This window comes from Methylomonas sp. BG-2, from assembly GCF_057766305.1.
The window spans coordinates 1-20735 of the sequence record NZ_JBYMAP010000058.1 but is presented as its reverse complement, the minus strand read 5'-3'; the positions used below and the strand labels follow the sequence as shown (position 1 = coordinate 20735).

General features: G+C 58.3%; 18 protein-coding genes. 9 read left to right on the top strand and 9 right to left on the bottom strand.

Annotated features, from left to right (window positions below; genetic code table 11):
- Positions 1–215: 215 nt before the first annotated feature.
- Positions 216–1112 carry a carbohydrate kinase family protein gene (locus tag AC3B8H_RS07710; protein ID WP_488441021.1) on the bottom strand — a complete coding sequence of 299 codons (897 nt, stop codon included), beginning with the start codon at positions 1110–1112 and terminating at the stop codon, positions 216–218.
- Positions 1113–1347: 235 nt separating this feature from the next.
- Between AC3B8H_RS07710 and AC3B8H_RS07705 the strand changes: the two genes are divergently transcribed.
- The gene (locus tag AC3B8H_RS07705; protein WP_488441020.1) at positions 1348–3540 is read left to right on the top strand and encodes a glycoside hydrolase family 3 N-terminal domain-containing protein; all 2193 of its coding nucleotides are present in this window, start codon (positions 1348–1350) and stop codon (positions 3538–3540) included.
- A 12-nt stretch (positions 3541–3552) separates the two neighbouring features.
- The gene (gene fucP / locus AC3B8H_RS07700) at positions 3553–4821 is read left to right on the top strand and encodes an L-fucose:H+ symporter permease (protein ID WP_488441019.1); all 1269 of its coding nucleotides are present in this window, start codon (positions 3553–3555) and stop codon (positions 4819–4821) included.
- 12 nt (positions 4822–4833) lie between these two features.
- On the opposite strand, the gene AC3B8H_RS07695 is transcribed toward fucP, so the two are convergent.
- From AC3B8H_RS07695 to AC3B8H_RS07685, 3 genes are read right to left on the bottom strand one after another with little or no spacing between them, the layout of a single operon-like run.
- Positions 4834–5931: a protein-glutamate methylesterase/protein-glutamine glutaminase gene (locus AC3B8H_RS07695; RefSeq protein ID WP_488441018.1), complete on the bottom strand. Its 1098-nt coding sequence runs from the start codon at positions 5929–5931 to the stop codon at positions 4834–4836.
- A gap of 23 nt (positions 5932–5954) precedes the next feature.
- A complete protein-coding gene (locus AC3B8H_RS07690) occupies positions 5955–6551 on the bottom strand; it encodes a chemotaxis protein CheD (protein WP_488441017.1) in 597 nt (198 codons plus the stop codon).
- The gene (locus AC3B8H_RS07685) at positions 6548–7438 is read right to left on the bottom strand and encodes a CheR family methyltransferase (protein WP_488441016.1); all 891 of its coding nucleotides are present in this window, start codon (positions 7436–7438) and stop codon (positions 6548–6550) included. The genes AC3B8H_RS07690 and AC3B8H_RS07685 overlap by 4 nt, the downstream gene beginning before the upstream one ends.
- A gap of 21 nt (positions 7439–7459) precedes the next feature.
- On the opposite strand from AC3B8H_RS07685, the gene AC3B8H_RS07680 reads away from it, so the two are divergent.
- The 5 genes from AC3B8H_RS07680 to AC3B8H_RS07660 all read left to right on the top strand — a co-directional run bounded on the left by AC3B8H_RS07680 (position 7460) and on the right by AC3B8H_RS07660 (position 13882).
- A complete protein-coding gene (locus AC3B8H_RS07680; RefSeq protein ID WP_488441015.1) occupies positions 7460–8671 on the top strand; it encodes a methyl-accepting chemotaxis protein in 1212 nt (403 codons plus the stop codon).
- 88 nt (positions 8672–8759) lie between these two features.
- The gene (locus AC3B8H_RS07675) at positions 8760–9092 is read left to right on the top strand and encodes an STAS domain-containing protein (RefSeq protein WP_488441014.1); all 333 of its coding nucleotides are present in this window, start codon (positions 8760–8762) and stop codon (positions 9090–9092) included.
- Positions 9089–11278 (top strand): chemotaxis protein CheA, encoded by a 2190-nt coding sequence (locus tag AC3B8H_RS07670; protein WP_488441013.1) that lies wholly within the window; start codon positions 9089–9091, stop codon positions 11276–11278. Before AC3B8H_RS07675 ends, AC3B8H_RS07670 begins: the two co-directional genes overlap by 4 nt.
- A 33-nt stretch (positions 11279–11311) precedes the next feature.
- Entirely contained in the window at positions 11312–13345 is a 2034-nt protein-coding gene (locus AC3B8H_RS07665) for a methyl-accepting chemotaxis protein (RefSeq protein WP_488441012.1), read from the top strand.
- Positions 13346–13357: 12 nt separating this feature from the next.
- Positions 13358–13882, top strand: a complete 525-nt coding sequence (locus AC3B8H_RS07660; protein WP_488441011.1) for a chemotaxis protein CheW — start codon at positions 13358–13360, stop codon at positions 13880–13882.
- A gap of 36 nt (positions 13883–13918) precedes the next feature.
- On the opposite strand, the gene AC3B8H_RS07655 is transcribed toward AC3B8H_RS07660, so the two are convergent.
- The 3 genes from AC3B8H_RS07655 to rpiA form a co-directional block, all read right to left on the bottom strand.
- Positions 13919–14374 (bottom strand): bacteriohemerythrin, encoded by a 456-nt coding sequence (locus AC3B8H_RS07655; protein ID WP_488441010.1) that lies wholly within the window; start codon positions 14372–14374, stop codon positions 13919–13921.
- Positions 14375–14562: 188 nt separating this feature from the next.
- Entirely contained in the window at positions 14563–16236 is a 1674-nt protein-coding gene (locus tag AC3B8H_RS07650) for a formate--tetrahydrofolate ligase (RefSeq protein WP_488441009.1), read from the bottom strand.
- A gap of 99 nt (positions 16237–16335) precedes the next feature.
- On the bottom strand, positions 16336–17013 hold the full coding sequence (rpiA, locus tag AC3B8H_RS07645; RefSeq protein ID WP_488441008.1) for a ribose-5-phosphate isomerase RpiA: 678 nt from the start codon (positions 17011–17013) through the stop codon (positions 16336–16338).
- A 160-nt stretch (positions 17014–17173) separates the two neighbouring features.
- On the opposite strand from rpiA, the gene ilvA reads away from it, so the two are divergent.
- Positions 17174–18706: a threonine ammonia-lyase, biosynthetic gene (gene ilvA / locus AC3B8H_RS07640; protein ID WP_488441007.1), complete on the top strand. Its 1533-nt coding sequence runs from the start codon at positions 17174–17176 to the stop codon at positions 18704–18706.
- A gap of 271 nt (positions 18707–18977) precedes the next feature.
- Here ilvA and AC3B8H_RS07635 read toward each other — a convergent pair whose 3' ends face one another.
- A complete protein-coding gene (locus tag AC3B8H_RS07635; protein ID WP_488441006.1) occupies positions 18978–19355 on the bottom strand; it encodes a hypothetical protein in 378 nt (125 codons plus the stop codon).
- 11 nt (positions 19356–19366) lie between these two features.
- Complete coding sequence (locus AC3B8H_RS07630) at positions 19367–20284, bottom strand: class I SAM-dependent methyltransferase (RefSeq protein ID WP_488441005.1); 918 nt, start codon at positions 20282–20284, stop codon at positions 19367–19369.
- A 179-nt stretch (positions 20285–20463) separates the two neighbouring features.
- On the opposite strand from AC3B8H_RS07630, the gene AC3B8H_RS07625 reads away from it, so the two are divergent.
- Positions 20464–20735, top strand: a 272-nt coding sequence (locus AC3B8H_RS07625) for a hypothetical protein (protein ID WP_488441004.1), incomplete at its 3' end; no start/stop codon positions are given.

Below are 20735 nucleotides of genomic sequence, written 5' to 3'. Positions count from 1 at the left end.
GTTTAGGTCCATTCAGCAAGATTTCTGATTCCACCGGTTCGAATGAGACTAATAGTTTTATTCTCCCAGCTCGCGATAAAAATAAATAAAAGAGGGCGAAGCCGTACCGGCAAATCTCGATTTGCCGTTTTGGTATCTGGCTCGTGTAAATCCGGGTTTGTACTCCTCTCACTCGATGGGTTCGCTAGGGGTCTGGGTTGGCGGCCGCGGACCGACTACCGCCATTGCGCGAGTAGCGCGAGTTGCTGTTCGAGCGTCGGCAGGCCCGGTCTGGCGCCCAGCTGGGTGCAGCACAGGGCGCCGGCGGCGCTGGCGTAGCGCAGCAGGGTTTGCCAATCCAGTCCGGCGGCCAGACCGGCGGCGAAGGCGCCGTGAAACGCATCGCCGGCGCCGGTGCTGTCCACCGCCAGCACCGGCGGCGCCTCCAACGCGCCGGTTTCCGCGCCGCGTCGCCAGATCAAACCGCGCGCGCCAAGCGTGATGACGGCGACCGGCGCCAATTCGGCGAATTTGGCCAGCGCGACCCGCTCGTCGCCGGCGTATTGCAAGGCCAGTTTTTCCGAGCAAACCGCGTAATCGACCTTGTCCAACAGTGCCAAGGTGCCGGCGTGCAGCGAGCCGCCGTCCAGCACGCTGCTGGTCTCGGCGTCCGCCGCCGCCAGCGCGGCCAGCGATAAGCCCGGTTCGTGACCGTCGCAAAGCAGGACCTTGGCTTCCCGGCCGGTGAAGGTCAGACGGTCGCCCGCCAGCGCTTCGGTGCCGCCTTTATAGTTGATTAATGCGCGTTGACCGTTGGGTTTGACCAGTACCGCCGACAGCGGCGTCGGCGAATCGCCGCGCACCACCCTTTGCGTGTCGATGCCGGCCGCCAGCAATTCCCGCAAGTGACCGTCGCCGTAGACGTCGTTGCCCAAATAGCCGCAGAAGCCGGCACTACCGCCCAACCGGGCCACCGCCACCGCCGCGTTGGCGGCCGGTCCGCCGCCGCAGCCAAGCAAGTCGTCGGCGACGGTCTTTTCGTCGGGACCGGGATGGTGCGATATCGCGAATACCAGATCGTAACTGGCGTGACCTATGCAAAGTACATCCAAGCGTTGGGCGTTCGTTGTCATCGGCGGCTTGTGTTCGTAATTAAATGCGCGATTATACCTTCCGAATCGCCCCGAAAAGTCCGGCGATGCCTTGAGACGCCGGCGGGCAGATGTTTTAATGTCGTCCGTTTTGTCCGGCCGCGTCGCGGCCGCTATGTTCGCCGGCCGGCCGGTTTTTCCCGTTACCCTTACCAAGACCTTGAATACAAAAGCCGTTTTAGTGTCCCTTTCCTTATTCGTTTTGTCGGAGTCCGTCTTGAGCGCTGAACCCAACCCAAGCCCCGTGGAAGAGCGAGTCCAAGCGCTGTTGGCGCAAATGACGCTGGAAGAAAAAGTCGGGCAGATGACCCAGATTGATTTCAGCGTGGTGTCGGTCGTTAATGGTCAGGACGCCGAGAATCCGGTCGATCAGGCCAAACTGGAAGATGCGTTGTTCAACCATCACATAGGTTCCATTCTGAACACGCCGACCACGCCGAATAATCGTGCCCAACCTATTGAGAAGTGGCGAAAAATCACCCAAATCATCCGGGATACCGCCGCGAGATCGCGGTTGAAAATTCCGGTGCTTTACGGAATCGATGCGATCCACGGCGCGACCTATACCCAAAATTCGGTCTTGTTTCCGCAGGCGATCAGCATGGCGGCGACCTTCAATCCGGAGCTGTCGTTCAAGGAGGGTGAGATCGTCGCCCGCGAGGTCAAAGCCTCGGGTCTGGATTGGAATTTTTCGCCGGTGATGGACATCGGCCGCCAACCGCTGTGGCCGCGATTGTGGGAAACCTACGGCGAGGACGTGCATTTGGCGAAAACCTTGGGCGGCGCGTTTATTCAAGGTCACCAGGGCGAGGACATGGCCGCCACCGACAAGGCGCCGACCTGTTTGAAGCATTACGTCGGCTATAGCTACCCGCTCAACGGCAAGGATCGCACGCCGGCCTGGATCGGCGAACGGGCCTTGCGCGAATGGTTTTTGCCGCCGTTCGAGGCCGGGGTATTGGCCGGCGCGCCGACCGTAATGATCAATTCCGCCGAGGTGGACGGCATCCCCGGCCACGCCAATTACCATTATCTGACCGAGATATTGCGCGGCGAGATGGGTTTCAAGGGCTTCACGGTATCCGATTGGGAAGACATCATCCGTCTGCACACCCGCGACAAACTGGCGGCGAGCCCGCGCGAGGCGGTGAAAATGGCGGTGATGGCCGGCGTCGATATGAGCATGGTGCCGTTCAACTTCAGTTTTTACGATTTGCTGTTGGATTTAGCCAAAAGCGGCGAGGTGCCGCTCAGCCGTATCGACGAGGCGGTGTCGCGCATCCTGCGCGTCAAAATCCAAGCCGGTTTGTTTGAACGCACCGAGCCGGCGTTGCCGGTGGCCGGCCATTTCGCGACCAGCGAGGCGGTCGAGGTCAATCAACAAGCGGCGCGCGAAGCCATTATCTTGGCGAAAAACGACAACCGCATGCTACCGCTGTCCAAACAGGCCAGCATTTTGGTCACCGGTCCGACCGCGAACCTGCTCAGCGTGATGAACGGCGGTTGGACGATCACTTGGCAGGGCGCATCCGAGGACCTGTATCCGAAACAATATCCGACCTTGTTGCAGGCGATCCGGAGCAAGACCGCCGGTCAAGTCACCTTTGTCGGCGGCCAGCGTTTCAGCGACGAAATCAACATCGAGCAGGCGGTCAACGAGGCTCGCAGGCACGACGTGGTGGTGCTGGCGCTCGGCGAAAAAACCTATACCGAAACCGAAGGCAATATCGACTCGCTGGCGCTGGACCCGGTGCAACTGCAATTGGCTCGGGCGATCTTCGAGATCGGCAAGCCGGTGGTGTTGGTGACCTTCGGCGGCCGGCCGCGCATCATCACCGAAATCGCCGACAAGGCCAGGGCGGTGGTCCTGGGTTTTCTGCCCGGTATGGAAGGCGGCGCGGCGCTGGCCGACATTCTGTTCGGCGACGTTAACCCCAGCGGCAAGCTGCCGATTTCCTATCCGCGCGCGGTCAACGACATCACGCCCTACGACCATAAACCGATCGAGGCCTACGAGACCAACCAATACCGGCCCTTGTATCCCTTCGGTCACGGGCTGAGTTACACCAGTTTCGAAACCAGCGGTTTGCAGGTAAAACCGGCGCAAGTCAACGTCGGCGACAGCGTGGCAGTCAGCGTCAAGGTTAAAAACACCGGCACGCGGACCGGTCAGGAAACGGTGATGGTCTATTTGAACGACGTAGCGGCTACGGTATCGCGGCCGGTCAAGCAGCTAAAAGCCTTCGAGAAAGTGGAGTTGCAGCCCGGCGAACAAAAAACCTTGCGTTTTACGTTGACCGCCAACGATATGTCGTTTATCGGTTTGAACATGAAGCGCGTGGTCGAACCCGGCGACTTCAAGGTGATGGTCGGCGACGAATCGGCGTCGTTCAGCGTGTTGCCGAATTAAACGGAGATGACCATGTCCGACGCGCCGAAAGCCGCCAACCCGCATCTGGGTTCGTTAAGCATACTCACCTCGCTGTTTTTCATCTGGGGTTTCATCACCTGTCTGAACGATATTCTGATCCCGCATTTGAAGGCGGTGTTCACGTTGAACTACTTCCAGGCGATGCTGATTCAATTTTGCTTTTTCGCGGCCTACTTCGTGATGTCGGTGCCGAGCGGCATGCTGGTTGAAAAGCTGGGTTACCAACGCGGTATCGTCATCGGCTTGGCCGTGGCCGGAACCGGTTGTCTGCTGTTTTTTCCGGCGGCCGGGCTGCGTCTGTACCCGCTGTTTTTGACAGCGTTTTTCGTATTGGCTTCCGGGATCACCTTGTTGCAAGTGGCGGCCAATCCTTTCGTCACGGTGCTTGGGCCGCCGGAAACCGCATCGAGCCGCTTGACGATGACCCAGGCTTTCAACTCGCTGGGCACCACGCTGGCGCCGTTTTTCGGCTCCTGGCTGATTTTGGCGACGGCCGTGAACAGCGCCGAGCAAATTCAAGGTTTGAGCCCGGCGGACCTGACCGCGTATCAGGCTGCCGAAGCGGCGGCGGTGCAGCATCCGTATTTGCTGTTGGCGACGGTGCTGTTCGTGCTGGCGGCGGTGTTTGCGTTTTTGAAATTGCCGGCCGTCGAGGCTCCGGCATCGCCTGGCGGCGGTGCTGGCGGCGAGAGCCGGATCAGCGCGTGGGCTTATCCGCATCTGGTGCTGGGTGCGCTGGCGATTTTCGTTTACGTCGGCGGCGAAGTGTCTATCGGTAGCTTCTTGGTGAGTTTTCTGAGCCAGCCGGATATCGGTGGTTTCACCGAAGCCGAAGCCGGTCGCTATGTGTCGTTTTATTGGGGCGGAGCGATGGTCGGCCGCTTCGTCGGCGCGGCGGCGATGCGTTCTTTACCTCCCGGCGGCGTACTGGCGTTCAACGCGCTCAGTGCGGCAGGCTTGGTGGCCGCGACAATACTGATAGGCGGCGGATGGGCCATGTGGACGATCTTGGCGGTCGGCATGTTTAACTCCATCATGTTTCCGACCATTTTTTCGCTGGCTTTGACCGGGCTGGGCAAACATACCGGTCAAGGTTCCGGGATACTTTGTGCCGCGATCGTCGGCGGCGCGATGTTACCGGTGTTGCAAGGCGCTCTGGCGGATCGTTGGGGGATCCAGCAGGCGTTTATCGTCCCGTTGCTGTGCTATTTGTATATTGCGTATTACGGCTGGCGTTGTCGCGCGCTGCAAGTCGGATAGTGCCTTGGTGCCTCAGCCTTTCAGGAACTTGGCGCGAGTCGGCGAATGAATGATTAACTCCGGGATCGCCGATAGCGGCATTTCGCAGTCGGTCGCCCCTAGTTTGACGGCTTCCTTCGGCATGCCGTAGACCACGCAACTGGCCTCGTCCTGTGCAATCGTCAACGCGCCGGTATCATGCAATTCCTTCATGCCGTGGGCGCCGTCGTCGCCCATGCCGGTCATGATAATGCCCAGCGCGTTGCGGCCGGCCGCCTGGGCCGCCGAGCGGAACAGCACATCCACCGACGGCCGATGCCGGCTGACCAGCGGGCCGTCCTTGATTTCCACCCGATATTGAGCGCCGCTACGCCTCAGCAACATATGCTTGCCGCCCGGCGCGATCAGCGCCAAGCCGGGAATGACCCGGTCGTCTTGCTCGGCTTCCTTGACGTTGATCTGGCACAGACTGTCCAGGCGCTTGGCGAACGCGGCGGTAAAGGCTTCCGGCATGTGTTGCACGACGACAATGCCCGGCGTGGTGCGCGGCAGCCGGGTCAGTACGTATTCCAGTGCCTGGGTGCCGCCGGTCGAGGTGCCGATCGCCACGACCCGATCGGTGGTTTCGCCTATCGTCGTCGCGGTCGAAGGCGGGATCACCGAATCGGCGTTCAATTTGGGGTTGACCGTCAATGGGGCTTTCGGGCCGGCCGCCGCGGTTTTTTTTACGCGGGCACGGGCGGCGCCGCGGATTGCGTCGGCCACTTGGCTTTGAGCTTCCTGCAAAAAGCCTTTCAGGTTGACGGTCGGCTTGGTGATGATGTCCACGGCGCCGGCGCTCATGGCCTGCATCGTCACTTCGGCGCCGCGCGCGGTCAAGGTCGAGCAAATCACCACCGGCGTCGGCCGTTCGCTCATCAGCTTGCGCAGAAAAGTGATGCCGTCCATCCTTGGCATTTCGATATCCAACACGATGACATCGGGCCAGTCCTTTTCCATTTTAGCTTGCGCGAAGATCGGGTCCGGCGCCGAGCCGATGACCTTGAAGCCGGGGATGTCGGCCAATAGCGCGGTTAATACCTGCCTGACGACCGCCGAGTCGTCGACGATGAAGATCTTGATGTCTGTCATGATGGTGGTCCTGCCGTGGGTGGCTACCAGAAGTCGATATTTCCGGTGGTATGTTTGGTTTCGTCCAGGGTTTTTTTCCAGAACCGGCGTTCGTCTTGAACCACCGCCAATTCCAAGCCCCGGCCGATTTTCTTGATGTACACCGAAAAGTCGCTGCCCAGAAAATGCACATTACGACCGTAGTCGCCGCCCAGGCAGGCGCTGACGATCGGGATGTTTTCGTTTTTTAAGAATTCGCGAACGAACTGAACGTTGACGTCGCCGACCGTCGGTCGATTCCAGCTGTCCTCGCGCAGCTTCAATACGTTGCCGCCGCCGAAACACTTGGCTTTCAGTTGCGTGCGGTCCGCGCCCTTTTTCATCATATCGTTGATCAACAATTCCATCGAAAAGATTCCGTAGCGGCCGTAGTCGGACTGAATAATAGGCGTATTTGCCGTTTGTTGTTTGTAGGCCAGTAGAAAATGGTTCATGCCGAATACGCCGTTGACCGAATCGTAAAGGCAGACCGCGACGCAAGAGCCGAGCAGCGTCGATATCACTTCCGGCTTGCGGGAGACGTAATGCTCGCCCGGATCGATGGTGATACGTTGGGTGTTACGGTAAGGGGTGCTTCTCATGATAGTCTGTAGATCGAGGGTATGACGGTTTGCAGGCGTCGCGTGACCGAGTGCAGGCTTTCCGCGTGGCTGACAACGAAGTAACCGTGCGGGGCCAGCGCTGGTAACAGGTTGTCGACGACGCGTTTTTTGGTGTCCTGATCGAAATAGATCAACACATTGCGCAGAAAGATGGCGTCGAATTTTCCGAGATGGCCCGGCAAGGGCTGAGTCAAGTTGAGTTGTTCGAACTTCACTCGTTCGCGCAATTCGGCGCCGACGCGGAAATGATCGGCTTGGCTACGCACGCCCTTCAGGCAGTATTTTTCCATTAGGCGGCGATCCAACTGTTCGATTCTATCCATCGGGTAAATGCCGGTTTTGGCGACATCCAAGACCCGGGTGCTGAGGTCGGACCCTAAGATTTCCCAGGGACGGTCGCGGCACTTGTCCGCCAGCACCATGGCCAGCGAATACGCCTCCTCGCCACTGGAGCAGGCCGCGCTCCAGATTCTGAGCGGCTTATTCGGCCAGGCGGGCAGCATCGTGTCGCGGAGAAATTCGAAATGGCTAGGTTCCCGGAAAAAATAGGTTTCGTTGGTGGTTAACGCGTTGATCAGGATTTGGAACTCTTCGGGGTGTTCGGGATCGGTCGCCAGACGGAAATAGGCGCCGTAGTTGGCGAGGCCGTAAAAACTCAGACGTTTGGCCAAGCGGCTGGCGACCATGACGCGTTTTTCCGGGAGTAGCGCGATGCCCGCATGTTTTTGCAGCAAGCGGCGAAACCGTTCGAACTCCTCCGGCGTGATGGGCGAAATACTGATGACTGGGTCCTCCACAAACCAAAATAACCGGCCGCCGTTCAGTTGAATGATGCCATAAAACCCACTAAGATCAATTGCAGTCATTTATTCAACTCCGGAACCACTATGCCAACCCCTGCCGGTCTATCGACAGCCGAACTTTCCGATGCTACGAGTTTCCGTTTTTTGCCGATCGGTCTGAGCGTACTGAGCAGCTCCGCCGTCGTCCTGCTTGGGAATTTTAGTCTACTTTCCTGGGCGTTGGCTGCCGGTCTGGTTGTCGCCGGCTTGATTGCCGGCCAGTATTTAGCGGCGCGTTTGCGCGAGCGGGTCCAGCGTTGCGCGCAGTTCTGGCAACGCGATGAAGACGATAAAGTCAATGATTTGAAGATTTACGTCGGCGAATTGGAACGGCTGTTCCTGCAAGTAGTGCCGGTTGTGCTTAGGCAAGTCCAGACATCGCGTACACATACCGAGCGGGAAATCACGGTGTTGACCGATCGCTTCGGGGCGATGGCCGGCAATCTGGAACAGTTGATTGCCGGCACCGGGCAAAACGCCGGCGGACGTAGCGCGGATTCGCTGTTCAACGAGAGCCGCGGCGCGCTATCGGCGGTGTTGTCGGCGTTGGTCCAAATCCAGGAGGTTGAACATACCGTGGTCGACGAAGTTCGAAAATTGTCGTCGCACACCCGCCAGTTGGATTCGATGGCCAAGGAAGTCCGCAAAGTGGCCGAACAAATTAACTTGCTGGCGCTGAATGCGGCGATTGAAGCGGCCCGTGCCGGGGAAAACGGTCGCGGTTTCGCGGTGGTCGCCGACGAGGTCCGTAAGCTGGCCGGTTTTTCATCGTCGACCGGCGAAAAAATCAGCCAAGCCATTGCCGACATCAATCGGGCGATGGAATCCACGCTAAAACTCTCGGAAGCGTCCGGAAGCGACGACGACAGGACCATCCGCGATGCCGAGCAATCGATACGTTCCGCGCTGGACGACTTGCAATGCGCGCTGGATGCTTCGAAGAGCGAAGGCGATTTGTTGCGCGGCCACAGCGCCCAAATTCGCGACGAGATTTTCTCGGTATTGATTGCCTTCCAATTTCAAGACCGGGTCAGTCAAATGCTCAGTCACGTCGAGCATAATCTCGAAGGCTTGCAAAATGCGGTCGAAACCCGCCACGACAGCAGCGACTGGCATGCCGGCAGTCTCGATGTCGCGCAAATTCTTTCCAGGATGGAGCTAAGCTATACGATGCCGGAAGAGCTGATTAATCATACCGCCAACGCGGCGGTCAGTCGTGCCGGTTCGGGGGACGACAGCGATATTACGTTTTTCTGATCCAAGACAAAATCGCCGTCGCCTTCGGCGGTTACGATGATTTCGCGGCCGGTTCCGGCCGGTTTTTTGTCGCTAGTGAGGGTGTTTCGTGAGTATCCGGGAAATAACGGTGGATGGCGGCCGAGTGGAGCTTGCCGCGCAGGCTGAGTTGACGATTTATCAAGTCCGCGACGCGCGCCGGCAATTGGCGGGTTACCTGGATGGTGCCAGCGAGTTGCTGATCGATCTATCCGCCGTTCGCGAATTCGACGGCGCCGGCGTCCAGTTGTTGATGCACATGAAGCTGGAGTGCGCGCGCCGCAACATCGCGATGCGGCTGATCGGCCATAGTCAGGCCGTCGTCGACGTCTTTGAATTGTTGAATCTTGGCGAGCATTTCGGCGATCCGATGGTGTTAACCGCGAGTGGGAATGAGTCATGAGCGATTTCGATGCCGCTTTAAACATTTTTGCCCAGGAAGCCGGCGAATTGCTGAACGACATGGAGGATGCGTTGCTTGTGCTGGAGACGACACCCGGCGATGCGGAAATCGTGAACCGCTTATTCAGGGCCATGCACACCATCAAGGGTTCGTCGGGACTGTTCGGATTCGATCCTATCGTCGCATTCACGCACGAAGCTGAAACGGTGCTCGACGGTGTCCGCCAGGGTGAGCGGTCGATCGACGCCGAATTGATTTCGGTGTTGCTGGACAGCAAGGATCATGTTGCCCAGTTGGTGGAACATTGTCTGGCGGCGCCGGAAACCGCGTTGCCAGAGGAATTGGTGGCGCGCGGGCGCGCGCTGATCGGCCGATTGGGCGGGCGTCGCGACGGCGCGGTCAGTCCGGCGGCGGAGCCGGCGGTCTTGACTAGCGAGGCCGGCAAACCGATTTCGGCCGACGACCATTGGCTGATATCGCTGGCATTCGGCGAGAATGCGTTTCGCAACGGTATGGACCCGCTGTCTTTCATTCGTTATTTGACCACGCTGGGTGAGATTCGTCAGATATTGACGCTGGCGCCCGCGATGCCGGCCGGCGACGCAATGGACCCGGAAAACTGCTATCTGCATTTCAAGATCGCATTGCACAGCGAGGCGAACAAGCAAACCATCGAGTCGGTCTTCGAATTCGTCGCCGACGATTGTGACATCAAAATCCTACCGCCGAATGCTAAGCTCGGGGACTACTTGGGATTGTTAGATAACCTGGAGCCGTCGCAGTGGCAAAAACTCGGCGATATGTTGGTCGAAATCGGTGCCCTGACGCGCGGCGAGGTCGATTCGGCGCTGCGTGAACAGGACGCCTCTCGCTTTGCTGGTGCCGGCAAGCCGATCGGCGAAATTTTGGTGGAACGGCAGGTGGTACAGCAACCCATCGTCGAGCATGCCTTGCAAAAGCAGGAGCAGACCAAGCAAAAGTTGGCCGCCGAAGCCAATTACATCCGCGTCGATGCCGGCAAGCTCGGTCATCTGATCGATCTGGTCGGCGAATTGGTGATTTCCAGCGCGGCGATGAATTTAATTGTTGAACGCCACGGTCTCGGCGATGCTGGGGAAATCGCGGCCGGCATGAACGCGTTGGTCGGTTCGATACGCGACACCGCGTTGGAGCTGAGGATGGTGCAGATCGGCGAAACTTTTTCACGGTTTCGGCGCGTGGTCCGGGATGTCGGAAAGGAGTTACGCAAGGATATCGAGCTTTATATCAGCGGTGGCGAAACCGAGTTGGATAAAGCCATGGTCGAAAAAATCAACGACCCGCTGACGCATTTGGTGAGAAACGCGCTCGATCACGGTATCGAATCCCCGGAACAACGCTTGGCGGCCGGCAAACCGGCCCAGGGCAGCGTGCATTTGAATGCGTTTCATCGATCTGGCCACATCGTCATTCAAGTTTCCGACGACGGCGCCGGCCTGAACGCCGATAAAATCGTGGCGAAGGCGTTGGCCGCCGGTTTGATCAAAGCCGATCACAATTTGAGCCGCCAGGAGATTTACGGTTTGATTTTTGCGGCGGGCCTCAGTACCAAGGAGCAGGCGACCAGCTTGTCCGGCCGCGGCGTCGGCATGGATGTGGTCAAGAAAAACATCGAAGGCTTGCGCGGCAGCGTCGCGATCGACAGCGTCGAGGGCCAGGGTACGACGATCAGTATCGAATTGCCGCTAACGCTGGCGATCATCGACGGATTCATGGTCGGCTGCGAGCGTGAGCGTTACATCATTCCGCTCAACATGGTGGACGAATGCCTGGAAATGGGTGACAAGGAATGCAAAATCGACGAGGTCGAACACTACATTAATTTGCGCGGTCAGGTGTTGCCTTACCTACGCCTGAGCGAATATTTTCAGCAATCCAAAACCGAATCGGGCGAGGGGCGTCGGGAAAGCATGGTGGTGGTGAAGTCCGGTCGCGGCAAGGCCGGTTTCGTCGTCGACGAATTGCACGGTGAGCATCAAACCGTCATCAAGCCGCTGGGCAAGGTGTTCGAAAAGCTGACCGGTATCACCGGCGCCACGGTACTCGGCGACGGTACCGTGGCGTTGATATTGGACGTGGCGGGTTTGGTGCAGGCCGCCACGGCGCGCCGTCCACCCCGATTAACGTCGTCCAGCGCGTTACGGTAAATCAATTTTTCTTTTGCCAAACAGGATCTATCGATGAACATCAACGATCTGAAAATAAAAACCAAAATATTAACGGGCGCCATGTTGTTGGTGGCGATTACGGTGGGATTCGGCTTGCTGGCGCGCGTTTACATCGGCGATGTCTCCGGCGCGCTGTTCGGCATTACCGACAATAACGGTAAAGCCGTCGAATACGCGACCGGCGTGGAACGCATGGCGCTTGAAACCTTGGTGGCGCAACGATCCTACCGGGTTTCGCAAAAGCCGGAAGACGCTCAACAGGTGTTGGATAGCCTGAAAAAGTTGTTGGCCTATCTGGACAAGATCGATCAGTTGGCCAAACAGTACGGCAATAACGAATTGCTGAGCCAATCGAAGGTGGCCAGAAGCGGCGCGACCAAGTTCGGCGAGAAGTTTCAGGCCGTACTGGCCGGATATACCGCCAATAAGGAGGCCGCCGAAACCATGGTGGAAAAAGGCAATGCGGTTGCCAAGGCCGCCGACGCCTATTTGAAGCGCCAAGTCGCCCGCTACCAAGAGGCCAAGGATAAGGGCGCCAACGCGGCGGAACTCGACCAATTCGTGCAGCGTTACATCGGCGCGACCCAGGCCTACGTTAAAGCCTTGGAGATCATGCGTGCCGAAAAAGAGGAATTGAATCTAAAGGATCGCTCGGCCTGGAAGAAAATGCAGGTCTGGTTGCCCGAGTTGATCGGCATTTACGATGATTTGGAAAAAATCGCGGCGACCGAGGAAGGTAAGCGGATTATAACCGAGGCTAGAACCGCGACGCAAGATTATCATCAGGCCGCGCAGACCTGGATAGACAATGACGAGCAAATGAAGCTGATGCGTAAGGAAATGCTGGATGCCGGCGACGACGTGATCCAGCAAGCCCAGACCGCCGAGGAATCGGGATTCGCGCAACTGGGTATTGCGCGGCAGAATGCCGACAGCTTGGTTTCGGAAGCCAATAAAATCATCCTGGTGACGATCGCGGTATCGTTGATTCTGGGTGTGTTGATCGCCATCTTCTTAGCCAATCTGATCACCCGGCCCATCGTGACCGGCGTCGGTTTTGCAAAGGCGTTGGCCGATGGCGATCTGAGCGCCGATCTGGAAGTCGAAGGCAAGGATGAAATCGGCCAATTAGCCCAGGCTTTGCGAGACATGCGCGACCAGTTGGGGCGGGTGGTGCAGCAAGTCCGGTTTAATTCGGACAATCTGAACAACGCGTCGGAACAGGTCAGTATTACCGCCCAATCGCTGAGCCAAGCCGCCACCGAGCAGGCGGCCAGCGTCGAGGAAACCACGTCGTCGATCGAGGAATTGAACGCTTCGGTCCAGCAAAATACCGAAAATGCCCACGTTACCGAGCAAATGGCGGTGCGTTCCGCGAACGATGCTCGGGAGGGCGGCGCGGCCGTCAACGAGACCGTGGCGGCGATGAAAAATATCGCGAAAAAGATCGGCCTGATCGAAGATATTGCCTACAAAACCAATTTATTGTCGCTGAACGCCGCGATAGAAGCCGCATCGGCCGGCGAGCATGGCAAGGGCTTTGCCGTGGTGGCCGCCGAAGTTCGGAAATTGGCCGAGAGCAGCCGGGTGACCGCCGGCGAGATCAACGAGCTTGCCAGCAGCAGCGTCGCGATCGCCGAAAAAGCCGGGGCCTTGATCAACGCCTTGGTGCCGAATATCGCGAAAACCTCGGATCTGGTGCAGGAAATCAGTGCCGCGTCGGTAGAGCAATCCAGCGGCATCAATCAAATCAACGACGCGATGCGGCAATTGGATAAAGCCACTCAGCAGAATGCAGCCAGCGCCGAGGAATTGGCGGCAACCGCCGAGGAGCTGAACGGCCAGGCCGTGCAGCTTCAGCAGGCGGTGGCGTTTTTTAAAGTCAATGAAAGTAGGCGCGGACCCGCGTCGAACGGCCGCGGCGCATCTTCGATGCGCGGGCCGACGCGTAACGTTGCCAAGCCTTACAGCATTAAGCCGGCGGCGGCACCGGTCGCGGCAGATAACGGTCCGGATTTTAACGATCAAGACTTCGAACGCTTTTAGGCGGAGCCGGCCATGACAAATTTAATGCGGAGCGAGTTGGGAAATTCGTTGGCCGTGCCGGAGCAGATCGGCCAATATCTGACTTTTCTGGTGGGTGACGAGACCTTCGGCGTCAGCATTTTGGATATTAAGGAAATCATCGAAATCGTCAACGTGACACGGGTGCCGTTGACGCCGGATTACATACACGGCGTGATTAATCTGCGCGGTAACGTGGTGCCGGTGATCGACCTGTCGGCCCGGTTGCGCCATAAGCCGACCCAAATCAGCAAGCTGAGCTGTATTGTGTTGGTGGCCGTGCAAGTGGCGGAAACGAGCCAATTGATCGGGATGCTGGTCGATGAAGTTAGGGAGATCCTGGAAATCCCGCCGGCCAATATCCAGCCGGCGCCGGATTTCGGCACCGATATTCGCACCGACTTTATTCAAGCGATGGCGCGAGTCGACGACGCCTTTATCATTCTATTGGCGATCGGGCGAGTCTTGTCGTTGGAAGAGTTGTCGCAGCTGCGCGAGTTGGTTGCCGAACAGGACTGATGGCGATTCGCGCCAGACCCGGCCTAGCGATTACCTTCACAAAACATCGGTCGCGGGCCGGCCTCGGTCCGGAGTGGCTCCGGGATCGGTTTGGCTCGGCGTGGTCGGCGTCGCCACGGCCAGAAAGTCGCCCAGCAAGCGGTCGACTTCCACGATGTGCACCAGTATCCAGTCGTTGATGAAGCGGATAATTTCCGAACGATTCCAATGGTCGCCGCGCACCTCGCCGCTGAGGTGGATGAGTTCGTCCAGCATTTGATCGTGCGCGGCGACATGGGCTTGGTAGCCGGGGTAATCGAGGCGCTTCATCAGCGCTTCCTCGCAATGGAAGTGTTCGCGGATGTGTCGGAAAAAACGAATGAACAAATGGATCAGCTCGTCGCGGTCGCTCGCGTCCAAAACTTGTTCGGCCAGCTCGAACACTTGCCGATGTTGGTCGTCCACGGTCGCGTCGCCTATCGAATATCGATCCTGCCAAATGAATGTTGCCATACCAGTGCCTCCGTTTGGCGTCTTCAACGCATGGATAACCAAAACATAGTTACGAGGCATCACCCGCCGCCGGCGTAGCGTGGTTATCTAAATCGTCGGTTAAGCATAGCAGAGCGACAAACATGCGGCGATGGCGGCGCGCTTTGGCGCGGACCGCCGGCCCGAGCGCCGGTCGCGACCCTGGGTTCTTAAAACAAACCGCTGATCACGCCGTCGTCGCTGATGTCGATGCGTTCGGCGGCGGGCACTTTCGGCAGGCCCGGCATCGTCATCATGTCGCCGGCGATGGCGACGATGAAACCGGCGCCGTTGGCCAGCCGTACTTCGCTGATTTCGACGGTATGCCCCGACGGCGCCCCCTTGCTGTTGGGATTGGTCGAGAAGGACATTTGGGTTTTGGCCATGCAGATCGGGAAGTGGCCGTAATTGCTTTGCAGCGCCTTGATTTCGCCGATGACTTTCGGGCTGGCGCTGACTTTGGCCGCGCCGTAGAGCTTGGTGGCGATGGCTTCGATCTTGTTCCACAACGGCAGTTCGCTGTCGTAAACGTAGCTGAATTCGGGTTCGCGGTTGTCGACGATATTCAACACTGCTAGGGCCAGGTCCTCGGCGCCGGCGCCGCCTTGCGCCCAGTGTTTGGCGATCACGCATTGGGCGCCCAGCGCCTCGCACTTGGCTTTCAGCAGCTCGATTTCCGCATCGGTATCGAAGGTGAAATGGTTGATGCTGACCACGCAGGGCAGGCCGTAGTGGTTCTGGATGTTGCTCAAATGGCGCTCTAAATTGGCGAAGCCTTTGTCCAACGCGGCCAGGTTTTCCTGGTTGAGTTCGTCCTTGGCGACGCCGCCGTGGAATTTCAATGCCCGCACCGTGGCGACCAACACCACCGCCGACGGTTTCAAGCCGGCCATCCGGCATTTGATGTCGATGAATTTCTCAGCGCCCAGGTCGGCGCCGAAGCCGGCCTCGGTGACCACGTAATCGGCCAGTTTCAGCGCGGTTTTGGTGGCGGTGACGGTGTTGCAGCCGTGGGCGATGTTGGCGAACGGGCCGCCGTGGATGATCGCCAGATTGTTTTCCAGGGTTTGCACCAGGTTTGGCTTGATCGCGTCTTTCAACACCGCCGCCATCGCGCCGTGGGCGTTCAGGTCGCGGGCGTAAACCGGCGTGACCTTGTCGGACTTGTAGCCGATGACGATGCGGCCCAGACGTTCCTTGAGGTCGGCGCGGCTGGTCGCCAGACACAGAATCGCCATCACTTCGGAGGCGACGACGATGTCGAAGCCGTCCTCGCGCAAATAGCCGTTGGCCGCGCCGCCCATGCCGACCACGATCTTGCGCAACGCTCGGTCGTTCATGTCCACAACCCGCTTCCATTGTATCCGGCGCGGATCGATGTCCAGCTTGTTGCCGTGGTTGATGTGGTTGTCGATCAAGGCCGACAGCAAGTTGTGGGCCACGCCGATCGCATGAAAATCGCCGGTGAAATGCAGGTTGATGTCTTCCATCGGCACCACTTGCGCATAGCCGCCGCCGGCCGCGCCGCCCTTGACGCCGAAGCAGGGGCCCAGCGACGGCTCGCGCAAGCAGATGATGGTTTGCTTGCCGATCCGGTTCAAGGCGTCGCCCAGGCCGACCGTGGTCGTGGTTTTGCCTTCGCCGGCCGGGGTCGGGCTGATCGCGGTGACCAGGATTAGTTTGCCGTCGCTTTGATCTTTCAGGCTGTTGACGTACTCCAGCGAAATCTTGGCTTTGTAATGGCCGTACGGGTCCAAATGTTCGGCCGGAATGGCGAATTTCTCGCCGGCCAAGTCAATGATTGGGCGCATATTCGCCTGTTGGGCGATTTCGATGTCGGACATGGGGGGGTTCCTGAATGGCGGTTTGTGGCGATAGGGTAAACGGTAAACAAGGGCGGACGCCGTTGGCGCATCCGCCGGTAGAGCGCGGTGGGCGGCGGCTTAGTAGCTGATGACTTCGCTGCCTTTGCCCACCAATACCACGTCGGCGTCGCGCAGTGCGAACAAGCCGTTGGTAATCACGCCGGGGATATTGTTGATGGCTTTTTCCATTTCGATGGGGTCGACGATATTCAGATTGTAGACGTCGAGAATTTCGCAGCCGTTGTCGGTGATGTAGCTTTCGCCGGAATCCTTGTTCATCCGCAGTTCCGGCTGGCCGCCCAGCTTGACCAATTGGCGGGCGACGAAGCTGCGCGACAACGGCAGGACTTCAACCGGCAACGGAAATTTACCCAAAATGTCCACGCATTTGGTTTCGTCGACGATGCAGACGAATTTCTTGCTGGCGCCGGCGATGATTTTCTCGCGCGTCAGCGCGCCGCCACCGCCTTTCAGCATTTTTTTGTGCGGCGTGACTTCGTCGGCGCCGTCCACGTAAACTTCCAGGTCGCCGGTTTGATTCAGTTCCAGAACCGGTATGCCGATCGAGCGCAAATGCTCGGTGGTTTTGCCCGAGCTGGACACCGCGCCTTCGATTTCGTTTTTAAAGTCGCAGTCGGCCAGCAGGTTGATCAAGTGAGTCACCGTCGAACCGGTGCCCATGCCGATGATCGGTACGTTTTTCAGATATTGCAAAGCGGCTTTGGCGACTTGTTTTTTTAATTCGTCTTGCGTCATGGTAGGAAATCCTGATGATTATGCTCTTATGAATCTGACTCGGCGTTCGACCCGTCATTGTATGGGATAATAACCGATTAACGCCGATCTCTCAGCTGTTTTTACGCCGACCCGCCGGTCGGAAACAGGGCATGCCGACGGGCTTATGCCAAGGAATTCAATGCACAATTACATCGAAAAAATACTGCGAGCGAAAGTCTACGACGTGGCCGAGGAGACCCCGCTGGATTTGGCGCCGACCTTGTCGGAGCGGATCAATAACAAGGTTTTTTTAAAGCGGGAAGATTTGCAGCCGGTATTCTCGTTCAAGCTGCGCGGAGCCTACAACAAAATCGCCTCGCTGACCGCCGAGCAAATTCAGCATGGCGTGATCGCCGCCTCGGCCGGCAATCATGCGCAAGGCGTGGCGTTGGCCGCCAAAAAACTGGGTATCAGGGCTTTGATCGTGATGCCCAGGACCACCCCGGAAATCAAAATCAAATCGGTGAAGGCCCGCGGCGCCAAGATCGTGTTGCATGGCGATTCCTACGACGAAGCCTACGCGCACGCGATGGAATTGGTGGCCGAGAAGGGCATGATCTTCATTCATCCTTACGACGATCCGGACGTGATCGCCGGCCAAGGCACCGTGGCTATGGAAATTCTGCGCCAACACAATGCCGATATTCATGCGATCTTCGTGCCGGTCGGCGGCGGCGGATTGGTGGCCGGGATCGCCGCCTACGTCAAGTTCGTGCGGCCGGACATCAAGGTGATCGCGGTCGAACCCGACGATGCCGACTGTCTGAATCAGGCCTTGATCGCCGGCGAGCGGGTGGTGTTGGATCAGGTCGGATTGTTTGCCGATGGCGTCGCGGTCAGGCAAATCGGCGCCGAGCCGTTTCGGATCGCCAAGCAATCGGTCGATCAAGTGATAACCGTCAGTACCGATGAAATTTGCTCGGCGATCAAGGATATTTTCGACGATACCCGCTCGGTCGCCGAACCGGCCGGCGCGCTGGCGGTGGCGGGCTTGAAGAAATACGCCGAACAGCAAGGTCTGACGCAGCAAACCCTGATCGCGATCGACAGCGGCGCCAATATCAATTTCGACCGATTGCGCTATGTCGCCGAACGAACCCAGGTCGGCGAGCACCGGGAAATTTTATTGGCGGTGGCGATACCGGAAGTACCGGGCAGCTTCTTGAAGTTTTGCAAGCTGCTCGGCAAGCGCTCGATCACCGAGTTCAATTATCGCTATTTCGACAGCCGGCAGGCCCAGGTGTTCGTCGGTATCAGTAGCAGCGGCGCCGAGGCGGATCGCCGGCAACTGATCGCTCAGCTCGGCGAGGATGGCTTTGCGGTCACCGACATGACCGGTAACGAACTGGCCAAGGACCACGTCCGCTATATGGTCGGCGGCCACGCGCCTCGCGAACTCGGCGAACGGGTGTATAGCCTGCAATTTCCGGAGCGCCCCGGCGCGCTGCTGAAATTTCTCAGCGCGTTGGGCAGCCAGTGGAACATCAGCTTGTTTCACTACCGCAACCACGGCGCGGCGTTTGGCAAGGTCTTGATCGGTCTGCAGTTGGCGGATAACCAATGCGGGCCGTTTCAACATTGTCTGGAGGTGTTGGGCTTGGCGTATCGGGAAGAAACCGCCAATCCGGCGTATCGCTTATTCGTGGGCGGTAGCGAAACCCGGCAGGATTAAACCGTTCGCAAGCCGGTCTTGGAGATTGAGCTTTCGGCGGGGCGTCTGAAAACCTTCGCTGAAAGTGATTGGGCAAAGTACGCAAAAAATCCCGCATCGGACGCCTTCGATCGCGGCTAAAGTCTTTCCCACGCCGATCTCACTCATTCGCCGGGGAAATTTAGCTAGTCCTTCGTTTCGCTAAGGGAAGCCGGTGGAACAGTGGCCGGCGCCAAGTTGTCCGGAGTTTCCTTGATTCGCTGGCGGCGGGGGATTTTTCCGAAACCGAAGCTTAAGGTTTGTCGTACTGGCCCAGCAGGGTTTCCAGTTCTTGAATGCGGCGGTCGCAGGGCTCGATACTGTCTTGCACCTTGGCTTTAAAGCGCCAACTCATACTGTCGCCGTCGCTCTCCCGTTCCGCGTATTCGTTCAACAAGTGGCAGGCGTCGTGCATGCGTTCCTCGGCTTTATCCAGCAGATCGGTATCGGCGAATTCGTCATTGTCGTTCAGCATCATCAAGCGGCTGATTAACGTGTTTTGATGGCGAAACACCGACTCGGCGTAGTCGGCGAAATTGTCGTGATGACTGCCGACGGGTACGGTCGCGCAGCCGGCGAATAGGCAAGCCGGCAACATGATGAACAGAAATGACGGGCGCGAAAACGGCATTGATTTCTCGATCAGGCTTTTTGGGCGGTAATGATACAGTACTCGGTGAGTTTGTCGTGAAACAGTCGGTGCTGCGCCAGTCCGACCAAATAGTTCGCGGTCTGCGCCTTGCTGCGCAAGCCCAACCATTGACTGACTTTCTGAACCGGTTGCAGGCGTTTGGCGACTTTGTACATGTGCTCGACCGACGGTTCGGTCTGCGCGGTGATGTCGTGGCAAACCACGTTTTCAAAGCCTTCGCGCGCGGCTAATTCGCTGATTTCGTCGCGGGAGCACAGGTTGGGCACGGCCCAGCCGTTCAAGCAAGTCACGACCGCTTGCCACTGCGCTTCGTCGAATTGGCGTTGCAATAAAAAGCCGTCGCAAACGATCAAGCGGCCGCCGGGCTTTAAGACCCGCCAGGCTTCCCGTAAAAAATCACCTTTATTCAGTGCATGACACGAGCTTTCCAGCGCCCACACCGCGTCGAAACTGGCGTCCGCGAACGGCGTTGCGCAAAAATCGGCGACTTGGAAATCAACCAAATCCGCCACGCCATGGCGTTGGGCGTGTTGCCTGGCGTACTCGGCCTGCTTGGCGCTGATCGTGATGCCGGTTACCCGATTACCGTGGTTTTTCGCCATCCAGATGCTGCTGCCGCCGATGCCGCAACCGGCATCCAAAACCCGGTGGTTGGGGTTCAGACCGCCGGTTTCATATAAAACCCGATTCTTGTTTAACAAGGCCTGATGTTGGTTGTAGCGGGCGGGGCTGTCCCAATAGCCGTAATGCAAGGCCAAGTTGTCGGCGTTGCACCAGGCGAACAGATAGTCGCGGTAGCAGTCGTCGTAATGCTGGGCGGCATCGGCTTGCAGTTGCTCGGCGGACAGATCGCCGTGCGGGCGCAGGCTTTGGTCGCGATAATCCTGGTTGGGTTCTATCGTATACATGAATCGGGTGACTTCTGGAAACGTCGGGCCGGATGAACGGCTACCGTTGCTTGGGTTTATACTGCGCGGATTCGGCACCGCCGTTACCGCGCGCGGCCGGGCATTATAAGCCAGTTGCCGGTTAGGCTACATACCGGTTTTGGCGCGGGCCATTCGGCCGGGCTTTGGGAGTTTTCGCGATGACTGATGACCGATTCAAAGGGCTACGCGCCGCCCAAGCCACGTTTCCGCGCGGTTGCCGCAATTGCGGGCGGATTTATCAAAGCGCGGAAGATTTTCTGGCGCAAACCGCCGATTTGCCGGCCGGTAAATCCGGACTTCGGGAAATGCTCGACGACGACGAGCAAACAGTCGTCGCGGTGTTTAGAAATTGCGTGTGCGGATCGACGTTAATGGACGAATTTCAGTCCCGGCGCGACACCAGTCCGGAAGGCCTCGCCCGCCGCGCCGA